We start from the raw sequence: 22,538 nt of genomic DNA on the forward strand, positions 1-22,538 counted from the left end.
TTCAGTTTTTCTGGTCAAGCTCATGGAAATAAAGCTGATTATTCTTTCGCTTGCGCTGCTTCTCGATCGCGTTGTCGGCGATCCGCCGCAGCTATGGCAAAGGATGCCGCATCCCGTCGTCCTGTTCGGGAAAGCAATTTCATGGGGTGAAAAGCGTTGGAACAACCGAAATCTCGCTGCTTCGGTGCTTCGCCGAAATGGCATGTGGCTGACGGTTGGGCTGGTGGCTGTCTGTGTCGTTCTGGGGCTTGTCCTTGAGTTCGTGCTGCCCTTTGCCGGAACAGCAGGCGCTGTTGCCGAAATCCTGATCGTGACGGTGTTGCTTGCGCAGAAAAGCCTTGCCGATCATGTGCAGGCGGTTGCGCTGGCGCTGCGGGAGGGTGGCCTCGAGGGCGGACGGCGGGCCGTGTCGATGATTGTTGGGCGCAATCCCGAGCATCTTGATGAGGGCGGTATCAGCAGGGCAGCGATAGAAAGTCTGGCTGAAAACGCATCCGACGGCATTGTCGCGCCTGCATTCTGGTTTCTGGTGGGCGGATTGCCGGGGCTGTTTGCCTACAAGATGATCAATACCGCCGACTCGATGATCGGTCATCTCAATGATCGCTATCGCGATTTCGGCCGTTTCGCGGCGAAGCTGGACGATGTTGCAAACTACATTCCGGCTCGGTTGACGGGGCTGCTGGCTTCACTGGCCACCGCGATCATGAAAGACAGGCTTTCAGGAAGGGAAGCTTTCTCGGTCATGCGCCGTGACGCGCGCTTGCATCGCTCGCCCAACGCAGGCTGGCCGGAATCGGCATTTGCAGGCGGGCTGGGGCTGGCATTGGCCGGTCCACGCCAATATGGGACGGAAAAAGTTGAAGGTCCCATGCTCAATGCATCCGGCAAACGCGATGCCAATGCCGATGATATAGATGCCGCGCTTCACCTTTTCTGGTCAACCATGAGCCTGATGACCGGGCTGGTGATCGCCGCCAGTCTCATTGGGCTACTTGTCGGCTAGCACGAACCGTTTGCCGTCGAACCGCTGGAGGCGGTTGGGATTGTCCGTTCGGATGCCGTTGTCGTCGAACTTGATCGTGCCAAGCACGGTTTCGAAGGAACCTGTGCGAAGCGTATCAAGCACCGGCTGCTTCTTCTCGTCGGCGCGCAGGATCGCATCCGCAGCAATCTCCGCGCTGGCATAGCCGATGATGGCATAAGCATCGGCCAGCTTTCCGGCCTGATGCAGTGCGTCGATTGCGGGCTTTGCTGTTGAAAGGTCCTGCGGCCGGACCGGGGCGATCATCAAAGTGCCCTGGCTTAAGGGCTGTGGGCCGGGCGCGGCATCAAGCAGGCTGCCGCCTGCAATCGTCAGCGGATGATTGAGGGCCGCAGCGCTTGCACCGATGGCGGCGATATCGTCACGCTCGCCGCCGACATAGACATGGGTTGCGCCTGCGCGCCGCAGCCGGGCGACCAGCGCATTTTGATTGTCGAGGCCGGGCCGGTAGGTATCGGTAAAAACCGGTTGCAGCTGCTGCTCCTTGAGGCTGGCCAGAACACGTGCGGCACGTTCGCGTCCCTCAATCGTCCCGTCATCGATGACGGCAAAAGCCTGGGCACGCCAGAGACTGCCGAGAAAACTGCCTGTCGCTTGCGTTTCCTTGTCGAGCCCGGTTGCGAGACGGAATACCGCCATCGGTGCGGGTGCGCGCCTTTCGGTCAGCGTGGGTTCACTGACGCCTGAGGCCACGATAGCTATGTTGCCGGCTGCGAGAACCGGGAGCGCCGCCTCAAGGGCGTCGGGACACAGAAAGCCGGTTACGATCCGGACGTTTTCCTTCACGAAACGTTCCGCCGCTTCCCTGCCGCCTTCGGCATCGCAGCGGTCATCGGAAATGACGAGTTCAGCGCCTTTCGTCGCGGCCGCGATGCGCGCCCCTTCGGCCAACTGATTACCCAACGGAGCGAAGGTTCCCGACAGGGGCGCTGCAAGTCCGATGCGCATATCTGCTGCCTGCGCCAGTACGGAACTGGCCAGCAGTGAGAGGATAATGCTTGTCAGCGCTGCGGCAGGACGTTTCCCTAGCTCGATCACGTGATCCGTCTTCATTAAACAATTCGTGGCATTTTCAACGAAAAGTGGGTAGCTGTTTCCTCGCCTTTGTGCAATGCCCGTTTCTGGGGGCCGATATCGCGGGCTTCTGAACATGGTAGCTGGCTTCAGGTAACATACCCATAGGGCGAGATGGATTCTGTTGGCGTGCAAACGATTAAGAACATCATTTCAAGTGCAGCTTCGGTGGAATCCAAGTCCTACCGCGACGCCATGAGCCATTATGCCGGCGCAGTGCAGATCGTTACGACCGCAGGCAGTGCGGGACGGCGCGGTCTAACCCTGACGGCGGCCTGCTCGGTGTCCGATAATCCGCCGACAATCCTCATCTGCCTGCAGAAGATCCACGAGGAAAACCGGCTGTTCATCGACAATGGGGTTTTTGCCGTCAACACGCTTGCCGGCTCGCATCAGCAACTGGCAGACGCGTTTTCCGGCCGCATTGGCCTGACCCAGGACGAGCGGTTCGAACTGGCGCAATGGGAAGTTCAGGTTACGGGAGCGCCCATATTGCAGGGAGCGCTTGCCTCTTTCGATTGCCGGGTGGTGAGCGTTCAGGATCATTCCACCCATCACGTGCTTTTCGGCGAAGTGGTAGGCCTGCGGTCGAGGGCCGAAGAGGAAGCGCTGGTTTATCTCAACAGGCGCTACCATACGCTGGAGCTGTGATGTCGAGACGTGCAACACGCAGCCTCCTCGGGGTGTTGTTTCTGCTTTCGGCGGCGACGGCATCCGGGGCTTCGTCGCTGCCGCCCTACAAGGACGACTATTTCGCCTATCCCGGCGTCATCAGTAGCGCCGACAATGGCGATTACAAGGTCGTCGATTACAATGAAATGCGCGATATAAACGGGCGCGATGCGGTGCCCGAAAAGCGGGTGAAAGACGCCTATGTCTCGCTGAAGGCGCGCGCCTACCAGAAGGACGTCACGTTTCAGACCAAAGCTGGGCCAGTCAAGGCCATGACGGCGGGCAAGCGCGAAGGTGCATCCTTCATCGTCATCTATCTGCATGGCCGGGGCGGCAATCGCCTGCAAGGCATGAATGATTTTACCTTCGGCGGCAATTTCAACCGGGTGAAGAATCTCGCTGCATTGAACGGCGGCTTGTATGTCACACCGGACTTCAAGGATTTCGCCGATGCGGGCGAGGCGCAGATTGCCGGGCTGATTGAAGCTGTCAAAGCTTCGTCGCCAAGCGCTCCCTTGATCCTGTCCTGCGGCTCGCAGGGCGGAACGCTGTGCTGGCGCATAGCGGGCAACGAAAACGCCGGTAGTCAGCTTGCAGGTCTCATCCTGCTCGGCTCGCTTTGGGATGAGGGATTTTTCAAATCTCCAGCATTCAGGAAGCGCGTGCCCGTTTTTTTCGGTCATGGAAGCCGCGACCCGGTTTTCGCCATCGACAAGCAGGAAGCCTTCTATCGCGAGATACGCAAGCGCGCGCCGGGTTATCCGGTTCAGTTCCGCCGTTTCGAGAGCGGCAATCACGGCACGCCGATCCGCATGTCGGATTGGCGGGAAATGCTGAACTGGATTTTGGCAAAGCAGTGACTTCAGCCTGTGGATGCGAATCGAAATTCTGGCAATGTGACCTTCCTGCCACTCGACAATCGAGCAAAACCGAATAGTTATCGAACTTAAAATTTTACCTACTCAGCAGATCCTATGAGGTTGATCATGTACGGACGCGCCCGCACCGGAGCCCGTTTCCTAGCCATTGCCATGTTGGCCCCGCTTGCCGCTGCCTGCACGACGACTGTACCGACCACGACGGCGACGCCGGGCAAAACCGAGGCCCCGGTTAGCGCGCCGACGATTTCGATGCCGCGCTTCACTCCGACCGCTTATGTCGATCCTGCGCTGGCCCAGCCGTGCATCACCGCTGCTGCCAACAAATACTTCCTGCCGGAACGCGTTATCTCCGCCGTCAATTCCCGTCCGGGTGCTGCAGGCGGAACGGATGTCGATCTCAAGGTGGACCTGCGCACGGCTGTTTGCCAGCTCACTGCAAAGGGCGGTGTGCGTGCCGTCATCGACACCTCGCCGAAAAGCGCGGATCAGATTGCAGCCGAAGCTGCCGCGGCCAAGGCAGACGCCGTCGCCGCTGCCCAGCCGAAGAAGGCCAAGGCGAAGAAGAACTGATTCAACTATCAGGGCTAACATGCGAAAAAGGCAGGGTTTTCCCTGCCTTTTTGTTTGTCATTTCTCGGGCTTCTCCCCGTACCAACGCGGCGTATAAACCCATTCGCGGCCATCGGACTTCGCAAACCGTTGTGTATGCGAGGAGCCGACGATGACCACGGTGCGCATGTCGACATCCTCTGGCGTCAATTCACCCAGCGTGGTTGTCCGTGTCGTCTCGGCAGGTCTGCCTATGTCTCGTCCAAGGACGACGGGCGTTCCAGGCGATCGATATTGGCGCAGGATTTCCAGCGCGCGGCCAAGCTGATGCGGGCGCGCCCTGGAGATCGGGTTGTAGAACGCCATGGCGAGATCGGCTTCGGCGGCAAGCGCCAGGCGTCTTTCGATGACTTCCCAGGGCTTCAGGTTGTCCGATAGCGAAATGATGCAGAAGTCATGTCCCAGCGGCGCACCAATGCGCGATGCGGCAGCCATTGCCGCTGAAATTCCGGGCTGGATGACAAGCTCCACACCGTGCCATGCGGGGTTGTCCGTTTCGTGCAGCGCCTCGACAACCGCCGCAGCCATGGCGAAGACACCGGGATCGCCCGACGAAACCATGACGACATGCCGCCCGGAAGCCGCGAGTTCGAATGCATGACGGGCGCGCTGCATTTCCTCACGATTGTCGGTCATGTGAATGGTTTGGTCCGGGCGGAAAGGACGAAGGTTCTCCTCGGCCATTCGCACATAGGTCTCATAGCCGAGAATGTCTTCAGCCTGTTGCAGTTCATGCTGGACGGCAGGCGTCATCAGGCTGCGCGATCCGGGCCCAAGTCCGATAACGACCAGCTTGCCGCGCTTTCGACCGACAAACAGCACATCTGCCGGGGTTAGCGCAACGGCGATGGCGAGTCCGTCATCTTCTATCAGTTCAATCGGCTGCTCGACCGAACGAAGGACGAGTTCGCGGGCATGGGGCGCATCCGCCACAAAACGCAGCGGAATACCAAGCATCCGTGCCGCTTCGTGAAGTTCCGACGCAGCGCAGTCTTTTTCCTTGGCGAGAAGCAAGGCCAGTGACTGCCGGGCTATCCCCGCCCGGGCAAGCGCATGCTCAACGTTGGCCTGAGGGTTTTCGCGGACCATATCAACGGCAATCGCCACGCTGCGCGGATGATAAATCAACTCGTCGGGACGCGGTACGCGATTGTGGGGCGTTATGCTGATCGTCAACGCGCCGTCGTCGGCGAAAGGCAGTTTCGATTGCGCAAGCCAGCGCGATTGTCCTTCAAGCCGCAACTTTTGTCCCGCGAGCAGGTTCGACATGAAACTTTTCGCGTCGTCTGGATTGGCAAGTGTCAATTCGGCAGGCGGGTGCAGCAGATTGATTCCGAAGCGTAGTTCGCCGGACGTGGTTATCGCGGGCGCGACCTCAAGCGCTGCCGCAACCTGCCGCGCCATGTCGTTGACACCCGAGAGCCCACCCAACAGCGGCACGACCGCGCTTCCATCCTCAGCCACGGCGAGAACTGGCGGTTCGATACGCTTGTTCTCAAGTAGCGGGGCGAGCGCCCGGATGACGATACCCGCGGCGCAAAGCGCGATGATCGGACGGCCTTCCTCATAGAGCGACCTTATTGCATCGCCGAAATGCACGAAGGTGTCGTCAACCGATGCAACGCGGCTCTGAAGGCCCCGTATTTCGGCGTGCTCCAACGCCATTGCGATCCGTTGCGCGGTGGGAACCGCAGCTTCTCCAAGCACCAGAATCGCAAGGGTCATGCGCCGTTCCATTTTTGCCCCGGAACGAGAATGATCGAGAAATAAGGGCAGTCGTCACCATCGACTTCGGCAAGCGGCACGATGCGCTGGTTGGACATGGTGGCGCGCTCGACATAAAGCGCACGGCCCATGAGGCCGAGATCATCCAGCACGGCGCGGACCTTGTCGAGGTTCTTGCCGAGTTTCATGATCGCCGCAGCTCCCGTATCCGCAAGCCGCTGCTTCAGTTCCTCCGCGCCCATGACGCCGGAAAGAACGGAGAGGGTCTGGTTGCGATAGACAAGCGGCGCACCGAGGACGGCAGAGGCACCGAGAACGGAACAGACACCGGGCACGACTTGCGTTTCATACCGCTCTGCAAGCCGGTCGTGAATATACATGAACGAGCTGTAGAAGAAGGGATCGCCTTCCGCGATCACGGCCACATCCTGTCCGCGATCAAGATAGCTCGCGATCGTGTCCGTTATCTCACCATAGAAATCGCTGACGATCTGCTCGTAATCCATATGCGCCGGGAGCTTTTCCGTCGTCACCGGATAGATCAGCGGCACCAGAACCTGTTCGGGCGAAAGATATTCTTCAACGATGGTAAGGGCGTTGCCCCTCTTTCCCTTGGCGGCGTGATAGGCAACGACCGGCGCGCTTTTGAGAAGGCGAAGGGCTTTCAGCGTGATCAGTTCCGGATCGCCGGGGCCGACACCGAGGCCAAACAATCTGCCTTTTGCTGCCATTATTCGCGCTCCGACGCGAGCGCGTTGACCGCCGCTGCCGTCATGGCGCTGCCGCCGCGTCTTCCGCGAACGATCACGTAAGGCACGCCACGGCTGTTGGCGGCGAGTTCGTCCTTGGATTCCGCCGCACCCACGAAGCCAACCGGCATTCCGATGATGAGCGCCGGTTTCGGCGCACCGGCATCCAGCAATTCGAACAGGCGGAAGAGGGCGGTCGGTGCATTGCCGATTGCAACCACGCTGTTGGCGAGATGGGGAAGCCAGAGGTCGAGAGCTGCGGCCGAACGGGTGTTGCCGATCTTCGCGGCTAGCTCGGGAACCGACGGGTCACCAAGTGTGCAGATGACTTCATTGTTTGCAGGCAGACGGGAACGCGTGATGCCTTCGGCCACCATGCGCGCATCACAAAGAATGGGCGCACCGGCGAGCAGGGCGTCGCGCCCGGCTTTACCTGCGCCTTCCGAGAAGGCGAGGTCATTGACCACATCCACCATGCCGCAGGCGTGAATGACTCGGACTGCAAGCTTTTCCAGATCAGCGGGTATCCGGCTCAGATCGGCCTCGGCACGAATGATGGCGAAAGACCGGTCGTAAATGGCCTGTCCGTCGCGGATGTAGTCTGTCATGGTGGACCACTCTAATCAGTGTCGGGCGTTCAGAAGGTGCGCCGCTTGGTCAATGGTAATATCAGTCGCCAATAACCGTCCGAAGCGCGATGGTCCAGCCCCGTCTTGCGGAAACGGCTCCTGCGTATAGAGATCGTAGCGGCATGCCGAGCGCGCCAGCAGCGTATGCGGCAATGGCGCAAGCGCTGCGCATGATTTGGCGCATCCTGTAATGTGTACGGATGACGTTCCGGGACTTAGACGTGTCGCTAGCTTCCCGCCGTCGGTTTGGGTGTCGGCGAGCGCAGAGGCGCACCCACTCGAGCCCGAGCAGGCACGAAGCCGCGCGTGCGGGGCTTCGGCTGTCGTTTCGAGACCAAGCGAAGGGAGCATTTGGGTGAGCTCGATCACCCGGGTTTCGTTTACATAAGGCAGGATGACACCTTGCCAGGGCGTAAGGCGCAGTTCGCCTTTTCCGCTCTCGGAGAGGTCCGCCAGCGCGCTGAGTTGGCGTGGCGTCAGCCGTCCCATGAGCGGCATCGCGCCGATATAAGTCGACCCATCGCGCTGCCGGTTCGCTCCGAGATGCGAAAACGCCGTCCCTGCCTTGCGTTTCCAGCCATTTGCCGAATGGATGGGAAAAGGGAGTTCCCTTTCCAAATTGGCCAGAAACTGCGATGGCGAAATGATCTCGAACAGATGCTTCATCCGCGCAAAGCTGCCCTGATGTAAAAAGCGATGCAGCAACGCTTCGATGAATGGCAGGGCGTGTCGCGCGTCTATGGTTCCCAGCGCGGGCTTATCTGGAGACGAGGCGAGGCCGAACGCATAGGTTTTCCGGTCCATGGCTGAAAGCCAGATATCGCCCGGATGCGAAACCATTGCGCAATCCTCACTGCCGTCAATCTGCAAGGAGAATTTCGGCGATAGCGCATAGAAAGCCTCATTCGCCTGCAGCGTATCGAGCGCGGATGAGGCCAGTTCCGTGACATCGGCTATCTGGCCCCAATCAATGCCGGCCGTGGGGCTGACCATCACGTTGCGAATATCATCAGCACCGGAGTTTTCTGCTCCGAGGCCGGCGTCGTGCAGCGCAGCGACAACATTATCCCAATGTTCGGGCGCAATACCGCGCAACTGGATATTGGAGCGAATCGACAGCTCTATTGCGCCTGCATCGAAGTGTTCGGCTATTGCTGCAATTGAACGTGCCTGATCGGCTGACAAGCGGCCCAGCTTCAGTTTTATGCGGGCAATCGCACCGTCTTTCGCCATCACCATGCGCGAGAGGCCGGGGCAGGCGTTGCGCCTGTCGGGTTGGGCTTGCAGCGAATTGGTGATCGGGTTGCTCGGCATTTCAGTCTTATACGCCTTGCCGCATGCACTTGCTACTGTCCGCGACAGAGCGAAATGCCTCACATTCGTTCGCCCTTCCGCTCCATCCGTTTGTTTTGCCGCATTTATGCGAAGTCAGGTGATTTCACCTGACTGCAAAATGCTCTACGAACTCGGGAAAAGGAGCATTGCGCATGGCACGCTGGCTGACAGTGATCGGGATCGGTGAAGACGGGTTTGATGGGCTTGGAAAAACCGCGCTTGCGGCTATCGCCTCGGCCAAGGCCATTTTCGGCGGCAGACGCCATCTGGATTTTCTGAACGATGGCATCAAAGCCGAACGCGTGGCCTGGCCTTCTCCATTCGACGAAGCTATCGGGATGATCGAGGCCTATCGCGGCGAGCCGGTCATCGTGCTGGCAAGCGGCGATCCGATGTTTTTTGGCGTGGGTGCAACTTTGGTCCGGCATTTTTCGCCGGAAGAAATGCTGGTTCTGCCACATCCGTCTTCGCTTTCACTGGCCGCGGCACGGATGGGCTGGCCGCTCCAGGATGTCCGCACAGTCAGCGTGCACGGTCGTCCGTTTGAACTGCTGCAACCGCATATCCTGCCCGGCGAGAAGCTCTTGGTGCTCAGCAATGACGGCACGACGCCAGCGAAAGCGGCGGCAATGCTCAGGGGCAAGGGGTTTGGTCAAAGCCGCATGACTGTTCTTGAGCATGTTGGTGGCTCCAAGGAACACCGGGTGCAGGAGATTGCCGAAAACTGGTCGCACGGGCGATGCGCCGATCTGAATGTTCTGGCAATCGAATGCAGCGCTGCATCGCAAGCGAACGTGTTTTCGCCTGTCGTAGGTCTTCCTGATGAAGCGTTCGAGAATGATGGCCAACTGACCAAGCGCGACATTCGTGCCGTCACGCTGTCGCGATTGCAGCCATTGCCGCGTGAACTGCTATGGGATGTGGGTGCCGGTTGTGGTTCGATTGGCATCGAATGGATGCGTGTTCATCCCTCGTGTCGTGCGATTGCCATCGAGGCCAGCGAACAGCGACAGGCTATGATCGAGCGAAATCGCGCCGCACTGGGCGTTCCCGGATTGCAGCTGGTCAGGGGGGAAGCGCCCCTAGCGTTGGCCGGCTTGGAAGCGCCAGACGCGATCTTCATCGGCGGCGGGGTAACGGATGATGGTGTGCTGGAAGCTTGCTGGAACGCCTTGAATCCGGGGGGCAGGCTGGTTGCCAACGCCGTGACCCTGCAAAGCGAAATGCTGCTTTTCCACTGGCGTGAAAAGTACGGCGGAGAACTGACGCGATTGTCGGTTGCGCAGGCTGGGGCGCTCGGTTCCTTCGATGTCTGGCGGCAGGCACTGCCCGTCACGATTTATTGCGGGTTCAAGCCAAAATGATGACTTGAATAGTCATGTTATATTCGGGTAAGGCTGGGGAAATTGTTTCCCAAAGGAGGACGGGGCATGTCCGAACTCAACGCCAATACCCGCTTTGCGCTTACCAACGCCGGTCATGTGGTCAATCAGCTTCTCGATCATTTCGTCGAGCATGCCGACGTGCACCGTCAGGGCAGCACGGCAAAGCTGGTGCTGAGCTTCGGTCAGGCGGATGTGCAGTGGGACAATGAAACGGTCAGCGTCGATGTCTCCAGCGAGGACGAAACCGGCCTTGCCTATATGAAATATTCCATAGCCGAACATGTGCTGGAGTTTCTCGACAAGGGCAGCGCCAAACCGAAAATCATCTGGGAAGGCGATGGGGCTGCCGGACTGCCGCTGCCCTATTTCCGCGAGATGCAGGTCGTCTCCGTGTCGAATGTAACACCGCACATGCGGCGCGTTCGCCTGAAAGGCGAAAACCTGTTCCGCTTCTCGCAGCTGGGGCTCCATATCCGCCTTCTGTTTCCGCCCGAAGGCCTGGCAAAGCCGCAATGGCCCACAACCGGTGAAGATGGTCGTCCGGTCTGGCCCGAAGGCGCAGCCAAGCTTGCGACACGTGTCTACACGATCCGCAACATCGATACCGTCGCCGGATGGGTGGATATCGATATGGTCGTTCACGGTGATGATTGCGACGCTCCGGGTTCCGGTTGGGCCCTCAGCGCCAAGCCGGGCGATATTGTCGGCATGACAGGTCCCGGCGGTGGCGATGCAGGTGATGCGAAGTGGTATCTGCTCGCCGGAGACGAAACCGCTCTGCCTGCCATCGGGCGCATTCTGGAACGGTTGCCGGAAGGAACCAAGGCGGTCGTGCGGATCGAGATCGGCAGCGCAGAGGAAGAGCAGGAACTTTTTTCGCGCGCCGATATCGATCTGCAGTGGCTGAACCGCAATGGCGCGGAAGCTGGAACGACGACCTTGTTGCAGGATGCCGTGCGGGCGGTCGAATTGCCGGAAGACGAAGACGATATTTACGTCTGGGTCGGTTGTGAATTCAACGCGTTCCGGTCGATCCGCACCTATATGCGCAAGGAACGCAATATTCCGAAGGATCGGCAGTTGATCGTCGCCTATTGGCGGCGCGGGCAGGATGGCGACACGCCGCGCAAGTCCGACGATTGATGCGATGAAAAAGGGGACCCCAAGGTCCCCTTTGTTTTTAGCGTATCCTGAAACGGACCGTTTCTGCTTTACCTGCGGAAGCCTTCGCTCGCCCGCATCAGGTTCTTCGTATAGTCGGCATGGATATTGCCGCTGACAAGATCGTTTGCCTGCAGCTGTTCCACGACCTCACCATTGCGCATGACGGCAAGCCGGTCGCACATATGGGTGACGACGCCAAGGTCGTGGCTGACCATGACGAAGGTCAGGTTGCGGTCGCGCCGAACCTGTTCGAGCAGGTTCAGCACTTCCGCCTGAACCGAAGCATCGAGCGCGGAGGTGGGCTCGTCGAGCAGCAATATGCTGGGCTCGACGATCAGGGCGCGAGCAATGGCGATGCGCTGGCGCTGGCCACCCGAAAGCTGGTGCGGATAGCGAAAGCGGAAGCCGGAACCGAGGCCGACTTCATCGAGCGCCTTCACGATGCGCTGTTCCGTATCGCCGACCCCATGGATGGCGAGCGGTTCCAGCAACAGCCGGTCCACCGTCTGGCGCGGATGCAGCGAGCCGTAGGGGTCCTGAAACACCATCTGGACATTGCGATAGAACGCCTTGTCACGCGGTGTCTTCAGCAATTGTCCGTCGATACGGATTTCGCCGTCCTCGACAGGCGCCAATCCCGCAACAGCGCGCAACAGGGTGGATTTGCCAGAACCGGATTCACCCACGAGGCCGTAGGATTCGCCCCGGGCCACTTCGATGCTGACCGATTTCAGTGCATGGAAGTGGTCGAAATAGACGTCGATATTGTCGACGCTCAGTGCAGATGCCGTGCTCATAGCTTCCATGCCTCCTCACGCTGCAAGGTTGGCAGGGGATGGCGATCGGCTCCGATTTTCGGCATGCAGTTCAGCAATCCTTGCGTATAGGGGTGTTTCGCATTGGCGAGGTCCTTGGCCGCAATTTCCTCCACGATCTTGCCCGCATACATCACGATGACGCGGTCGCAGAAGGAGGAAACGAGGCGCAGATCGTGGCTGACGAAGATCAGTCCCATACCGCGTTCGGCAACCAGCTTGTCGAGGATGCCGAGCACTTCAAGCTGGACCGTAACGTCAAGCGCCGAAGTCGGCTCATCGGCTATCAGCATTTCCGGCTCGGCAACCAGCATCATGGCAATCATGACGCGCTGGCCCATGCCGCCCGAAACTTCGTGCGGATAGAGGCTCATAACCCGTTCAGCATCGCGGATCTGCACGGCTTCCAGCATGGCGATGGAGCGCCTGCGGATTTCTTCACTGCTGAACTTGCCGTGGGCCTTCAGCGTTTCGGCAATCTGCTTGCCGATGGTCATCACAGGATTGAGCGAGTATTTCGGGTCCTGCAAAACCATGGCGATGCGTCCGCCGCGCAAAGCGCGGCGTTCGCGTGCCGGTGCGTTCAGAAGATCGATGCCGTCAAACTCGAGTTTTTTGGCGGTGATCTTCGCATGCTGCGGGGTCAGACCCATGATGGCGCGGCCGGTCTGCGACTTGCCGGAACCGGATTCGCCCACGATGCCGAGGCGTTCACGACCCAGTTCGAAGCTGACGCCGCGCACGGCCTCGATTGCACCCGTGCGGGTCGGGAAGGTGACGCGCAGGTCTTCGACAGTCAGAAGAGGCTTCATTGGTTGTTACCCCGCGGATCGAGCGCATCGCGCAGGCCATCGCCCAGAAGATTGAAGCCGAGGCTGACGATCAGGATCGCGATACCCGGCATGGCGGCCACCCACCACTGGTCGAGAATGAAGCGGCGACCGGAAGCGATCATCGCACCCCATTCAGGCAGAGGCGGCTGTGCGCCGAGGCCGAGGAAGCCGAGACCGGCGGCGGTAAGGATGATGCCTGCCATGTCGAGCGTTACACGCACGATCAGTGACGATGTGCAGAGCGGCATAATGTGGCGCACGACGATGCGGATAGGCGAAGCGCCCATCAAACGGACGGCGGAGATATAATCCGAATTACGCACGGTCAGCGTTTCCGCACGCGCAATGCGCGCATATGGCGGCCACGAAGTGATGGCGATGGCGATGATGGCATTTTCGATGCCCGGTCCGAGAGCGGCAACGAAGGCCAGTGCCAGAATGAGCTTCGGGAAGGCGAGGAAGATGTCGGTGATGCGCATCAGCACGGCATCCACCCAGCCACCTGCATAGCCCGCGACCGTGCCGACCAGAAGGCCGATGGGCGCTGCGATGATGGCGACCAGCAGCACCACATAAAGGGTAAGGCGGGAGCCATAGATCAGACGCGAAAGAATATCGCGGCCCTGATCGTCAGTGCCGAGCAGATAGCCGGGCGACCCCGGCGGCAAGAGACGTGCATTGGCCAGATCGCCGGCGACCGGCGAATGCGGCGCCAGCACATCGGCCAGGGCTGCAACGACCAGAAGGCCGATGATGATGAGGAGGCCAAGGACGGCCAGCTTGTTGGCGGTGAAGCGCCGCCAGACCATATAGGCACGGCCGAGGCGGGCTTGTGTGCGTGACTGTGGCCGCTCCGTAAGCAGCCACTCACGCCATGAGAGGTTGGAAGTATCTGTCATTTGGCTCATCGTGCGCGCGTCCTTGGATCGAGAAGCCGATAGAGAAGATCGGACACGAGGTTGAGCGCGATAAAGACCGACCCGATGACGATGGTGCCACCCAGAACGGCATTCATATCAGCGTTTTGCAGTGAATTGGTGATGTAGAGTCCGAGGCCCGGCCAGGAGAAGATGGTTTCGGTCAGTACCGAACCTTCCAGAAGTCCGGCATAGGAAAGCGCGATCACGGTCACCAACGGCACGGCGGCGTTGCGCAGTGCATGGCCCCAGATGATGCGGGTTTCCGAAATGCCCTTGGCGCGCGCTGCGATGATATATTCCTGTTCCAGCTCGTTGAGCATGAAGGAACGGGTCATGCGGCTGATATAGGCAAGCGAGAAATAGCCGAGCAGCACGGATGGCAGGATAAGGTGGGAGACAATATCCTTGAGGGCTGGCCAATCGCGCTGGAGGATCGCGTCGATCAGGTAGAAGCCGGTGATCGGGGTGAAGGTATATTCGAACGTGATGTCGATGCGTCCGGGACCGGAGGTCCAGCCTAGCCGCGCATAGAAGATCAGAAGCGCAAGCATGCCGAGCCAGAAGATCGGCACCGAATAGCCGACAAGGCCGATCACGCGCACGATCTGGTCGACAATGCTGCCGCGCTTGACCGCAGCGAGAACGCCGAGCGGAATGCCGAACAGGGCTCCAATGATCGTGCCGACGGTGGCGAGTTCCATCGTAGCCGGGAAAACGCGGCGAATATCGGTCATGACGGGGTTGGTGGTCAGCACCGAGGTGCCGAAATCGCCCTGCAGCACGCCCTTCACGTAGAGAAAGAACTGCTGGTAATAGGGCAGGTTGAAGCCCATTTCTTCCCGCACGCGGGCGACGACATGCGCTGGAGCGCGGTCGCCAACGATGGCAAGCACGGGATCAATCGGCACAACGCGGCCGATGAAAAAAGTTACGGCCAGAAGGCCCAGATAGGTCGTGACGACGATACCCAGAAAACTGGCTATCGATGCGGCAAGGGCCGTTGAGCGCCGCGGCGCTCGCCTTACTTTTTTTGTAGTGACAGTGTTACTCAATGTTTTGACCGCTTCCGACAGTGAGAGCCTGTTCCAAAAGTCCCGCCTTGAGTGGCTGCAAATGGCAATTTTTTGCGTTCCGGTGCACATGTACTTTCAAGTACACTCCGTCGCGGAACTCAAAAATCATCATTCTCGCACACTCATGCCGCCTTTTGTTTCAGGCTCAGAGAGCGTTTCAGGACATCTGTCGCTCCGGAAAGCCGGATCGGCAGCGCTGAAAATTTCGTGGAGCGGCTTTCCTTTTTGATTCAGAAAACCGCTCCATCCCGTTGATTTAAAGCCGTTTCAGCACGTGGTTGTTTCCACACGCCGAAGCATGGCCGACTATTCCTTGCTGACGTTCGCCAGGAAGTTGGAGTCGAATGTCGGGCCGAGCTTGTAGCCCTTCACATTGCCGCCAATGCCGGCGACTTCAACCTGCTGGAACAGCATGACGAACGGGCTCTGGTCGAGCGCTTCCTGCTGCAGCTTCTTGTACTGTTCGGCACGCTTGTCGTTGTCCCGTTCCAGAAGAGCAGCCTGCGTCTGCTTGGTCAGTTCCGGAATGTCCCAGGCGTTGCGCCATGCAAGCGTCTTGGTCGAGGCGTCGTCGCTGTTGTCCGGGTTGCTGGTGAAAGCTTCAGCGTTGGAATTGGGGTCCCAATAGTCCATGCCCCACTGGCCGATATACATATCGTGGTTGCGGGCGCGATACTTGGTCAGCGTCTGCTTGCCGTCGCCGGGGATGATTTCGATCTTCACGCCGGCCTGTGCAGCGGTCTGCTGGAAGGATTCGGCAATGCCGGTGACCGGCTGACCGTTACGCACGTCGAACGTAACCGAAAGACCGTCCTTCAGACCGGCCTTAGCAAGCAGTTCCTTCGCCTTGGCGACGTCGAGCTTGTACGGCGCAGCATCGAGAGCGCCGAGAACGCCCTTGGCCTGATAGGTCTGGCGGATTTCGCCGATGCCCTTGATGAGCGTCGAACCGATTGCATCGTAATCGACCAGATATTTAAAAGCTTCGCGAACTTCAGGCTTGGCGAGGTTCGGGTTCTTCTGGTTGAGGCTGATGTAATAGACCGTGCCCTTTGCGGCGCTGGTCGTGGAAAGCTTGTCGTTCTTCAGGACAGCTTCGTAGTCGCCCGGTTCCAGATTGCGCGCCACATCGACATCGCCGGATTCGAGCATCAGGCGCTGCGTCGCGCTTTCCTTGACGTGACGATAGAAGACGCGCTTAAGGTTGGCCTTTTCACCATAGAAATTGTCGTTGCGTTCCAGAATGACGACTTCATTGGCGCGCCATTCGCGGATCACGAACGGGCCGGAGCCTGCCGATTTGGTTTTCAGCCATGCATTGGCGTAATCGGTTTCGTACTTGTACTCGTCGGTCGGGGTCACCTTCTCGGCATGTTCTTCGAGAAGCTTCTTGTCGACGACTGCGGCGACGGTCGCGGTCAGGCAGTTCAGCACGAAGCTTGGTGCATAAGGCTTGTCGACGGTGAAAACGAAGGTGCTGTCGTCAACGGCTTTCGCCTTTTCGTTCACGTTATCCTTCGTCAGGCCGAACTGGGTCAGGATGAAGGCCGGGCTCTTGTCGAGACGCACTGCACGCTCAAAGGAGTAGGCAACGTCGGCAGAAGTGATCGGGTTGCCGGAAGCGAACTTGATGTCCTTCTTCAGCTTGAACGTATAGGTGAGGCCGTCGTCGGAAACGGTCCAGCTTTCGGCGACGCCCGGAACGACCTTCGACGTGTCGTTGATGTCGAGACGGACGAGCATGTCATAGGCGTTACCGATGAATTCAGCCGGGCTCAGTTCGAAAGACTCGGCCGGGTCCAGCGTGATCGTGTCGTCGATGGCCCATGCTTGGACCAGCGTATCGGCCGGCGTGGCGGACCAGGCCGGATTTGCAGCCAGCACGGCCGCAAGTGCCGCACCGGCAGCCAGAATACGAAAACGTCCGAAATGCATCATGTTAGAGTTCCCTTCCTGTGATTTTGTATGGGATTTTGTCTTTGTTCCTGCGCATCCTGTTCCGAAAACCGTTCACAGGATGCGCTTCAGATCACGCTGCTTCGTGCCAGGCCTGTTTCAAAACGCGTATCCAATTGCCCCGGCAAATCTTTGCCAGCTCTTCTTCACCATATCCCGCTTTCCGCAAAGCTGCGACAAGGTTTTGCGTGCCGGCTGCATCGCCGATTTCGGCGGGAATTGTTGCACCGTCATAGTCCGAACCAAGCGCCACACAGTCGATGCCCATCCGTTCGACCATGTAATCCACGTGGCGCACCACATCGGAAAGCGGCGTGTTGGCGTCTTCCTTGGCATCGGCGCGCAGCATCGTCGTGGCGTAGTTCAGTCCGGCAAGGCCTTTGCTCTCGCGAATGGCATCTAGCTGACGGTCGGTCAGGTTGCGTGCGACGGGGGTGAGGGCGTGCGCATTGGAATGGCTGGCAACCAGCGGCTGATCGCTCAGTTTCGCCACGTCCCAGAAGCCTTTTTCGGTGATATGCGCCAGATCGATCAGAATGCCCTTGGCATTGCATGCCTTGACGAGGCGCTTGCCCGTATCCGTCAGGCCAGGGCCGGTATCGGGGCTCATCGGGTAGGCGAACGGAACGCCGTGAGCGAAGATATTGTTGCGGCTCCAGACAGGTCCGAGCGAACGCAGGCCCGCGGCGTAAAAGACTTCAAGCGCGGCCAGATCTTCATCGATGGCCTCGCAGCCTTCCATGTGCAGTACGGCGGTAAATGTATCGCTGTCCAGCGTCTCGTCGAGGTCGCGGCCATTGCGGCAGAGCTTCCAGCCGCCAGCGGCTTCCAGCTTGAGGGCAATGGCAGCCATATCGAGAGCGATGTCGAGGGAGGGGCTGCGTTTCAGCGGTGGCGAAAGGGGTGTTTCATAATGGCCATTGGCGTCCGGCTTGCCCAGTTCGATATGCTCGCCCGAGGGAACGTAAATGGCGCATATGCCGCCAGCGAGACCGCCTTTACGAGAGCGGGGGAGATCGATATGGCCGCTATCCGTTCCGTCGATAAATTCCCTGATCGGGTCTTCGCCCTTGCGGGCATTTTCCCAAAGCCGCAGAAGGACATCATTATGTCCGTCAAAAACGCGCTGCATTCTTTCATTCCTGACTGCATGGCCTGCGGAAGCAGAACCACATATCCAAGTGTTCAGGCGCGGGAGAATTAAACGGCAAGGTAAGACAACCTCCCGAATTGATGGTTGAACTTTTCGCTCTTATTGTTCCCCGCAATCCACTCGCAATTTATAAGCGGTGAGTGCCTGTCGGAGTCAAGCCATCCGATGACGTAGTCAGACTGCGAAATGAAGATAAATTTATGCAAAACGAAAGGGCTGCGCCGTGAAACGCAGCCCTTTGTGCAAAAGGCGAATTGCTTGATGCGAAAACAGAATGAAGTTTCGCATCTGATCAAGAGGTCTAGAACTTGTAGTTCAGGCCAGCCTTGATCGAATGGTTCTTCAGATTGTTGCGCTGCTCCACGCCGTTGACGCGGGACTTCACATCGCTGAAGCGCTGGAAGTCATACTCGGCCTTGACGGAAAGCGGGCCGGTAAGCGCCTGTTCGACACCGGCGCCGATCAGTGCGCCGCCTTCCCAGCCGGGGGCCGAGGTGGTGTTGTCCTTGGCCTTAAAGCGGGTCACACCGTAGCCGGCCGTGCCATAAACCAGCGTCTTGTCGAATGCATAGCCGACCTTGCCCTTGGCATTGCCGTTCCACGACTGCTGGAGGCTGCCGCCATGGCCGATGCGATGCTCCGCTTCGGCGAAGTTGCCTTCGAGTTCCGCACCGAACACGACATTGCCGCTCTGCATGTTCTTGCCGACAACAACGCCGCCCAAAGCGCCGGTGCGGTTGGTGAAGGGGCCGGGAACCTTGGACGAGGAAGCGCCGATCTGTGCGCCGATATAATTGCCGGACCAGTCATGCGGGCCGCTGGCAACCGGATCGTTATAGGAATAGTCCGTTGCTCCCATCATGTCGGCGGCGAAAGCCGACCCTGCAAAAGCAACGATTGCGGCGCCAAGCGCCACTGCGGTGATAGAACGCTTCAACATTTTTTACTCCGATTTTCCCGTCGAAGAACGCTGGCGGGAAACATGCCTGAATTCATTATTGCCATCGAAAGGCCTTGCCTTCGCTCTGGCTTCCGTCTCACCTCTGATTGTGTCCAAATTTAAGAAAATTCGAGCGATTTCCACGCATTGCGCAGCCATTCCTTGCGCTATGCTTAACAATTGGTAACGGCTTGAGGTGGATGCCCTGTCAGATCAATCCCAACCCGCGAAAGCTGGCATGACCGTGCTTTCCCACGATGACGTGGTCGTGCACCGTGATGTTGAGGGCCTTGGCGGCATTGACGAGTTGCCGGGTCATGTCGATATCGGCGCGTGATGGTGTCGGGTCGCCGGACGGGTGGTTGTGGACCAGGATGATGGCGGTCGCGGATAGTTCCAGCGCCCGTTTGACGACCTCGCGCGGATAGACGGGCGTATGATCGACCGTGCCGGTCTGCTGCACTTCATCGGCAATCATCTTGTTCTTCTTGTCGAGGAACAGGATGCGGAACTGCTCACGGGTCTCGTAGGCCATGGCGGTGGTGCAATATTCGATCACCTGATTCCATGAGCCCAGAACTTCGCGCTCCATGACCGTGCTGCGGGCGCTTCGCTTGGCGAGGGCTTCCACAAGCTTGAGTTCATGCGCGACGGTGGGGCCGGCACCGGGTACTTCGGCGATCAGTTTTTCGGGAGCGGCCAGCACTTCGGCAATCGAGCCGAACCGGGTCAAAAGCGCCTTGGCGAGCGGCTTGGTGTCGGAGCGGCGAATGGCGCGAAACAGCAGCATTTCGAGCAATTCATAATCCGCCAGCGCGTCGGGAGTTTCCCTGAAACGCTGTTTGAGACGATCGCGATGCCCGGCGTAATGCGGCTTTTCGATTTTTGGCGTCAGTTGCAGCGTATCGCTGAAGCCGGGCATCTGCGCATTACCCGGCTCGGTCTTGCTCTTTGCCATACTGTTTAAACCCCCGCAAAAACAGACCAGACAATTATCGAGATGATATCACTTCGACATCATCTCATGGAAGGCGGTCCGAAGACGTTGGCTGGGGAGAGAGTGAATATCTCGCAGCCGTCTTTCGTGACGCCGACCGTATGTTCGTATTGCGCCGTCAGCGACCGATCCCGTGTAACGGCCGTCCAGCCATCGGCTAGAACCTTCACATGCGGTTTGCCGAGATTGATCATCGGCTCGATGGTGAAGATCATGCCTTCCTTGATTTCCACCCCTTCATTGGGCGTGCCGTAGTGAAGGATATTTGGTGCGTCATGGAACAGTTGTCCCACGCCGTGCCCGCAGAAATCGCGCACGACAGAACAGCGCTCGCCTTCGGCATAGGTCTGGATCGCCGCGCCGATTGCACCGGTCTTGGCGCCCGGCTTGACGGCTGCGATCCCGCGCAAAAGGCTTTCATAGGTGACTTCCAGCAGCCGCTCGGCGGCGCGCTTGATTTCGCCTACCGCATACATGCGGCTGGAATCGCCGTGCCAGCCGTCAAGGAGATAGGTGACGTCGATATTGACGATATCGCCCTCGCGCAGCGGCTTGTCGTTCGGAATGCCGTGGCAGACGACGTGATTGATCGACGTGCAGGTCGATTTCGTATAGCCGCGATAGTTCAGCGTTGCCGGAAACGCGCCGTGATCCATGCCGAACTCGAATACGAAGCGGTCGATCTCGTTGGTGGTCACACCCGGCTTGACGATATCGTTGAGGGCATCGAGACAGCGTGCCGTCAGATTGCAGACCGTGCGCATACCCTCGAAAGCCTCGGGGCCATAGAGCCTGATCTGGCCCGTATATTTCATGGGTGCACTTGTCGCTTCGATATAGGTTACCATCACTCGATCCGTCTTAGACCTTAATCATTCAATTGGCACCAGTTCAGTGGCGTCAATGCTGTTATCCGTTATGTGGCACCGAACGGCCCAGGCCTCAACCCCGTTTGCACGCGCATGTTCAAAAGCGCGTGCGTAAGTGGGATCGAGATCGCCGGAAATGCTGAATCTGCTGCAATCGTTTCGCTGGATAATAAACAGCATCACGCCCCGATGACCAGCGGCAACCACGTCGACCAGTTCCTCAAGGTGCTTCGCTCCGCGCGCCGTCACCGTGTCGGGGAACTCCGCCAGTCCGAGCGTGCGAATGAAATGCACATTCTTGACCTCGACATAGGCTCGCTGGCGGGGACCGTCATCCAGCAGAAGATCAATGCGCGAATTCCGGCCATATTTCTGCTCGCGCTTGAGGCTGGCATATCCTGAAAGGTGCGGAATGAGACCCTTCAGGATCGCTTCCTCGGCGATTCTGTTGGGCAAGCCGGTGTTCACGCCAACCAGCGTATTATCAGCTTCGACAATCTGCAGCGTATGGGCATATTTGCGGTGAGGGGCATCCGAAACGCTCAGCCAGACGCGAGAACCCGGAGCGGTCAGTCCGAGCATCGAACCGGTGTTGGGCACGGACGCTGTGATGAACCGTCCGTCATCCAGCGTGACGTCGGCGAGAAATCTTTTGTAGCGGCGTTCCAGCCTGCCGGTGACCAGAGGTGTTTGAAAAATCATGCGCCGATGTAGAGCAGTTCGGCGCGTATGCGAAAGGCTTTTCTGACAGCTACGCGGAAATAGCCAATATAGGCGGTGGCGGTCAGAAAAGGGCCTTGATGACGTCAGCCCAGCTCATATCCGCACCGAGAGCCATTGCCGCAGCAACCAGGCCGGCGCCGAGAAAGGTGAGAGTGGTTCTTGTTTCGCTTGTCATTATTCTTCCCCATCAAATCAGTCATTTGAAACTGGGAGGAATCTCGCGGGAGAATTTGCCCGGATTGTGATGCGATAATGGCTATTCCGGGCAATTTGCGGGCATTTTACGGATAGGGTAAACGCTGCCGCCTTTGCTATTGCCTTATCCAGTCGAAGACGAGTTCCTCGCGAAAAGCGAAGCGGACAACATGGCTCGCCACGACTTCTTCGAGGCGGGCAAGGTTTTCTTCCGATGTTTCGACAGTCGTGGTCAGTTTTTCAGCATCGGCATCGAGAATCATGAGACGTTTCTCGCCAAGATCGATCGTGCCATGTTCAGGAGTGAATTCGACCGCGAATTTGTGTGCCCAATGCTTGCAGAGCTGCTGCAGGTAACGGCTGGCATGGGTGGTGGGAACGATTGCTGTTGCTTTCGGCATCATGCTGTCCTTTCAAAAAGGTTGCAGTCCGGCGCGTAGCAACATCCTGGCAGTTCAGCCAGTAATATTTGCGTCAATTTCAAGGGAAAAGAAAAACCAGCAATGGTACGCCCAAGGGGAATCGAACCCCTGTTTCCGCCGTGAAAGGGCGGCGTCCTAACCGCTAGACGATGGGCGCCCGTTGCTGGTGTGGGGCGCTTATAGTCAGGAAATTTCCGACATGCAAGCCCCTTTTTCACTTGTCTGTGAATAAGTTTTGACGGCGCAAAACAGTGCACATCGAGTGCTAACAGATTGAATTGTAAGGGGAAAAGAAAAAACCAGCAATGGTACGCCCAAGGGGAATCGAACCCCTGTTTCCGCCGTGAAAGGGCGGCGTCCTAACCGCTAGACGA

Annotated in this window: 22 protein-coding genes and 1 tRNA gene; 6 read left to right on the top strand and 17 right to left on the bottom strand. The window is 58.6% G+C overall.

Features of this window, described 5'->3' with window-relative positions; genetic code table 11:
* The first annotated feature begins 22 nt into the window (after positions 1 to 22).
* Entirely contained in the window at positions 23 to 1,006 is a 984-nt protein-coding gene (cbiB, locus tag JNC63_RS10770; RefSeq protein ID WP_025090441.1) for an adenosylcobinamide-phosphate synthase CbiB, read from the top strand.
* Here the strand turns inward: cbiB and JNC63_RS10775 are convergent.
* Positions 992 to 2,083, bottom strand: coding sequence for a branched-chain amino acid ABC transporter substrate-binding protein (locus tag JNC63_RS10775; RefSeq protein ID WP_025090440.1), 1,092 nt, complete (start codon positions 2,081 to 2,083; stop codon positions 992 to 994). The two genes, cbiB and JNC63_RS10775, sit on opposite strands and share 15 nt — an antisense overlap.
* 165 nt (positions 2,084 to 2,248) lie before the next feature.
* On the opposite strand from JNC63_RS10775, the gene JNC63_RS10780 reads away from it, so the two are divergent.
* From JNC63_RS10780 to JNC63_RS10790, 3 genes are all read left to right on the top strand, one after another.
* Complete coding sequence (locus JNC63_RS10780) at positions 2,249 to 2,770, top strand: flavin reductase (RefSeq protein ID WP_025090439.1); 522 nt, start codon at positions 2,249 to 2,251, stop codon at positions 2,768 to 2,770.
* Positions 2,770 to 3,651, top strand: coding sequence for an alpha/beta hydrolase (locus tag JNC63_RS10785; protein WP_025090438.1), 882 nt, complete (start codon positions 2,770 to 2,772; stop codon positions 3,649 to 3,651). The genes JNC63_RS10780 and JNC63_RS10785 overlap by 1 nt, the downstream gene beginning before the upstream one ends.
* Positions 3,652 to 3,777: 126 nt before the next feature.
* Positions 3,778 to 4,242 carry a hypothetical protein gene (locus JNC63_RS10790; RefSeq protein WP_025090437.1) on the top strand — a complete coding sequence of 155 codons (465 nt, stop codon included), beginning with the start codon at positions 3,778 to 3,780 and terminating at the stop codon, positions 4,240 to 4,242.
* Positions 4,243 to 4,299: 57 nt separating this feature from the next.
* Here JNC63_RS10790 and cobJ read toward each other — a convergent pair whose 3' ends face one another.
* From cobJ to cobG, 4 genes are read right to left on the bottom strand one after another with little or no spacing between them, the layout of a single operon-like run.
* Positions 4,300 to 6,006, bottom strand: a complete 1,707-nt coding sequence (gene cobJ / locus JNC63_RS10795) for a precorrin-3B C(17)-methyltransferase (protein ID WP_025090436.1) — start codon at positions 6,004 to 6,006, stop codon at positions 4,300 to 4,302.
* The gene (locus JNC63_RS10800; RefSeq protein ID WP_025090435.1) at positions 6,003 to 6,737 is read right to left on the bottom strand and encodes a precorrin-2 C(20)-methyltransferase; all 735 of its coding nucleotides are present in this window, start codon (positions 6,735 to 6,737) and stop codon (positions 6,003 to 6,005) included. The genes cobJ and JNC63_RS10800 overlap by 4 nt, the downstream gene beginning before the upstream one ends.
* Positions 6,737 to 7,363, bottom strand: coding sequence for a precorrin-8X methylmutase (locus JNC63_RS10805; protein WP_025090434.1), 627 nt, complete (start codon positions 7,361 to 7,363; stop codon positions 6,737 to 6,739). The genes JNC63_RS10800 and JNC63_RS10805 overlap by 1 nt, the downstream gene beginning before the upstream one ends.
* Positions 7,364 to 7,378: 15 nt before the next feature.
* Positions 7,379 to 8,698 (bottom strand): precorrin-3B synthase, encoded by a 1,320-nt coding sequence (gene cobG, locus JNC63_RS10810; protein ID WP_100651965.1) that lies wholly within the window; start codon positions 8,696 to 8,698, stop codon positions 7,379 to 7,381.
* 173 nt (positions 8,699 to 8,871) lie between these two features.
* Here cobG and JNC63_RS10815 point away from each other — a divergent pair, with 173 nt between their 5' ends.
* Both JNC63_RS10815 and JNC63_RS10820 read left to right on the top strand, forming a co-directional pair.
* Complete coding sequence (locus tag JNC63_RS10815; protein ID WP_025090432.1) at positions 8,872 to 10,083, top strand: bifunctional cobalt-precorrin-7 (C(5))-methyltransferase/cobalt-precorrin-6B (C(15))-methyltransferase; 1,212 nt, start codon at positions 8,872 to 8,874, stop codon at positions 10,081 to 10,083.
* A gap of 66 nt (positions 10,084 to 10,149) precedes the next feature.
* The gene (locus JNC63_RS10820; RefSeq protein ID WP_025090431.1) at positions 10,150 to 11,247 is read left to right on the top strand and encodes a siderophore-interacting protein; all 1,098 of its coding nucleotides are present in this window, start codon (positions 10,150 to 10,152) and stop codon (positions 11,245 to 11,247) included.
* Positions 11,248 to 11,315: 68 nt separating this feature from the next.
* On the opposite strand, the gene JNC63_RS10825 is transcribed toward JNC63_RS10820, so the two are convergent.
* From JNC63_RS10825 to JNC63_RS10880, 12 genes are all read right to left on the bottom strand, one after another.
* Positions 11,316 to 12,065: an ABC transporter ATP-binding protein gene (locus tag JNC63_RS10825; RefSeq protein WP_025090430.1), complete on the bottom strand. Its 750-nt coding sequence runs from the start codon at positions 12,063 to 12,065 to the stop codon at positions 11,316 to 11,318.
* Positions 12,062 to 12,895 (bottom strand): ABC transporter ATP-binding protein, encoded by an 834-nt coding sequence (locus tag JNC63_RS10830; RefSeq protein ID WP_025090429.1) that lies wholly within the window; start codon positions 12,893 to 12,895, stop codon positions 12,062 to 12,064. Before JNC63_RS10830 ends, JNC63_RS10825 begins: the two co-directional genes overlap by 4 nt.
* Positions 12,892 to 13,824: a nickel transporter permease gene (nikC, locus tag JNC63_RS10835; protein WP_025090428.1), complete on the bottom strand. Its 933-nt coding sequence runs from the start codon at positions 13,822 to 13,824 to the stop codon at positions 12,892 to 12,894. Before nikC ends, JNC63_RS10830 begins: the two co-directional genes overlap by 4 nt.
* On the bottom strand, positions 13,821 to 14,888 hold the full coding sequence (locus JNC63_RS10840; RefSeq protein ID WP_025090427.1) for an ABC transporter permease: 1,068 nt from the start codon (positions 14,886 to 14,888) through the stop codon (positions 13,821 to 13,823). Before JNC63_RS10840 ends, nikC begins: the two co-directional genes overlap by 4 nt.
* Positions 14,889 to 15,215: 327 nt before the next feature.
* A complete protein-coding gene (locus JNC63_RS10845) occupies positions 15,216 to 16,847 on the bottom strand; it encodes an ABC transporter substrate-binding protein (RefSeq protein WP_006467078.1) in 1,632 nt (543 codons plus the stop codon).
* Positions 16,848 to 16,938: 91 nt separating this feature from the next.
* Positions 16,939 to 17,997, bottom strand: coding sequence for a dipeptidase (locus JNC63_RS10850; RefSeq protein WP_025090426.1), 1,059 nt, complete (start codon positions 17,995 to 17,997; stop codon positions 16,939 to 16,941).
* 322 nt (positions 17,998 to 18,319) lie between these two features.
* Positions 18,320 to 18,958, bottom strand: a complete 639-nt coding sequence (locus JNC63_RS10855; protein WP_006467076.1) for an outer membrane protein — start codon at positions 18,956 to 18,958, stop codon at positions 18,320 to 18,322.
* 208 nt (positions 18,959 to 19,166) lie between these two features.
* A complete protein-coding gene (gene radC, locus JNC63_RS10860; protein ID WP_025090425.1) occupies positions 19,167 to 19,916 on the bottom strand; it encodes a RadC family protein in 750 nt (249 codons plus the stop codon).
* Between the two features lie 59 nt (positions 19,917 to 19,975).
* Positions 19,976 to 20,803, bottom strand: coding sequence for a type I methionyl aminopeptidase (gene map, locus JNC63_RS10865; protein ID WP_006470294.1), 828 nt, complete (start codon positions 20,801 to 20,803; stop codon positions 19,976 to 19,978).
* Between the two features lie 24 nt (positions 20,804 to 20,827).
* A complete protein-coding gene (sfsA, locus tag JNC63_RS10870; protein WP_025090424.1) occupies positions 20,828 to 21,526 on the bottom strand; it encodes a DNA/RNA nuclease SfsA in 699 nt (232 codons plus the stop codon).
* A 332-nt stretch (positions 21,527 to 21,858) separates the two neighbouring features.
* A complete protein-coding gene (locus JNC63_RS10875; RefSeq protein ID WP_063620960.1) occupies positions 21,859 to 22,143 on the bottom strand; it encodes a DUF2218 domain-containing protein in 285 nt (94 codons plus the stop codon).
* Positions 22,144 to 22,246: 103 nt separating this feature from the next.
* Positions 22,247 to 22,321 (bottom strand) — tRNA-Glu (locus JNC63_RS10880).
* Positions 22,322 to 22,538 lie beyond the last annotated feature (217 nt).

This window comes from Brucella ciceri (assembly GCF_041930145.1).
GTDB classification, from domain to species: domain Bacteria; phylum Pseudomonadota; class Alphaproteobacteria; order Rhizobiales; family Rhizobiaceae; genus Brucella; species Brucella intermedia.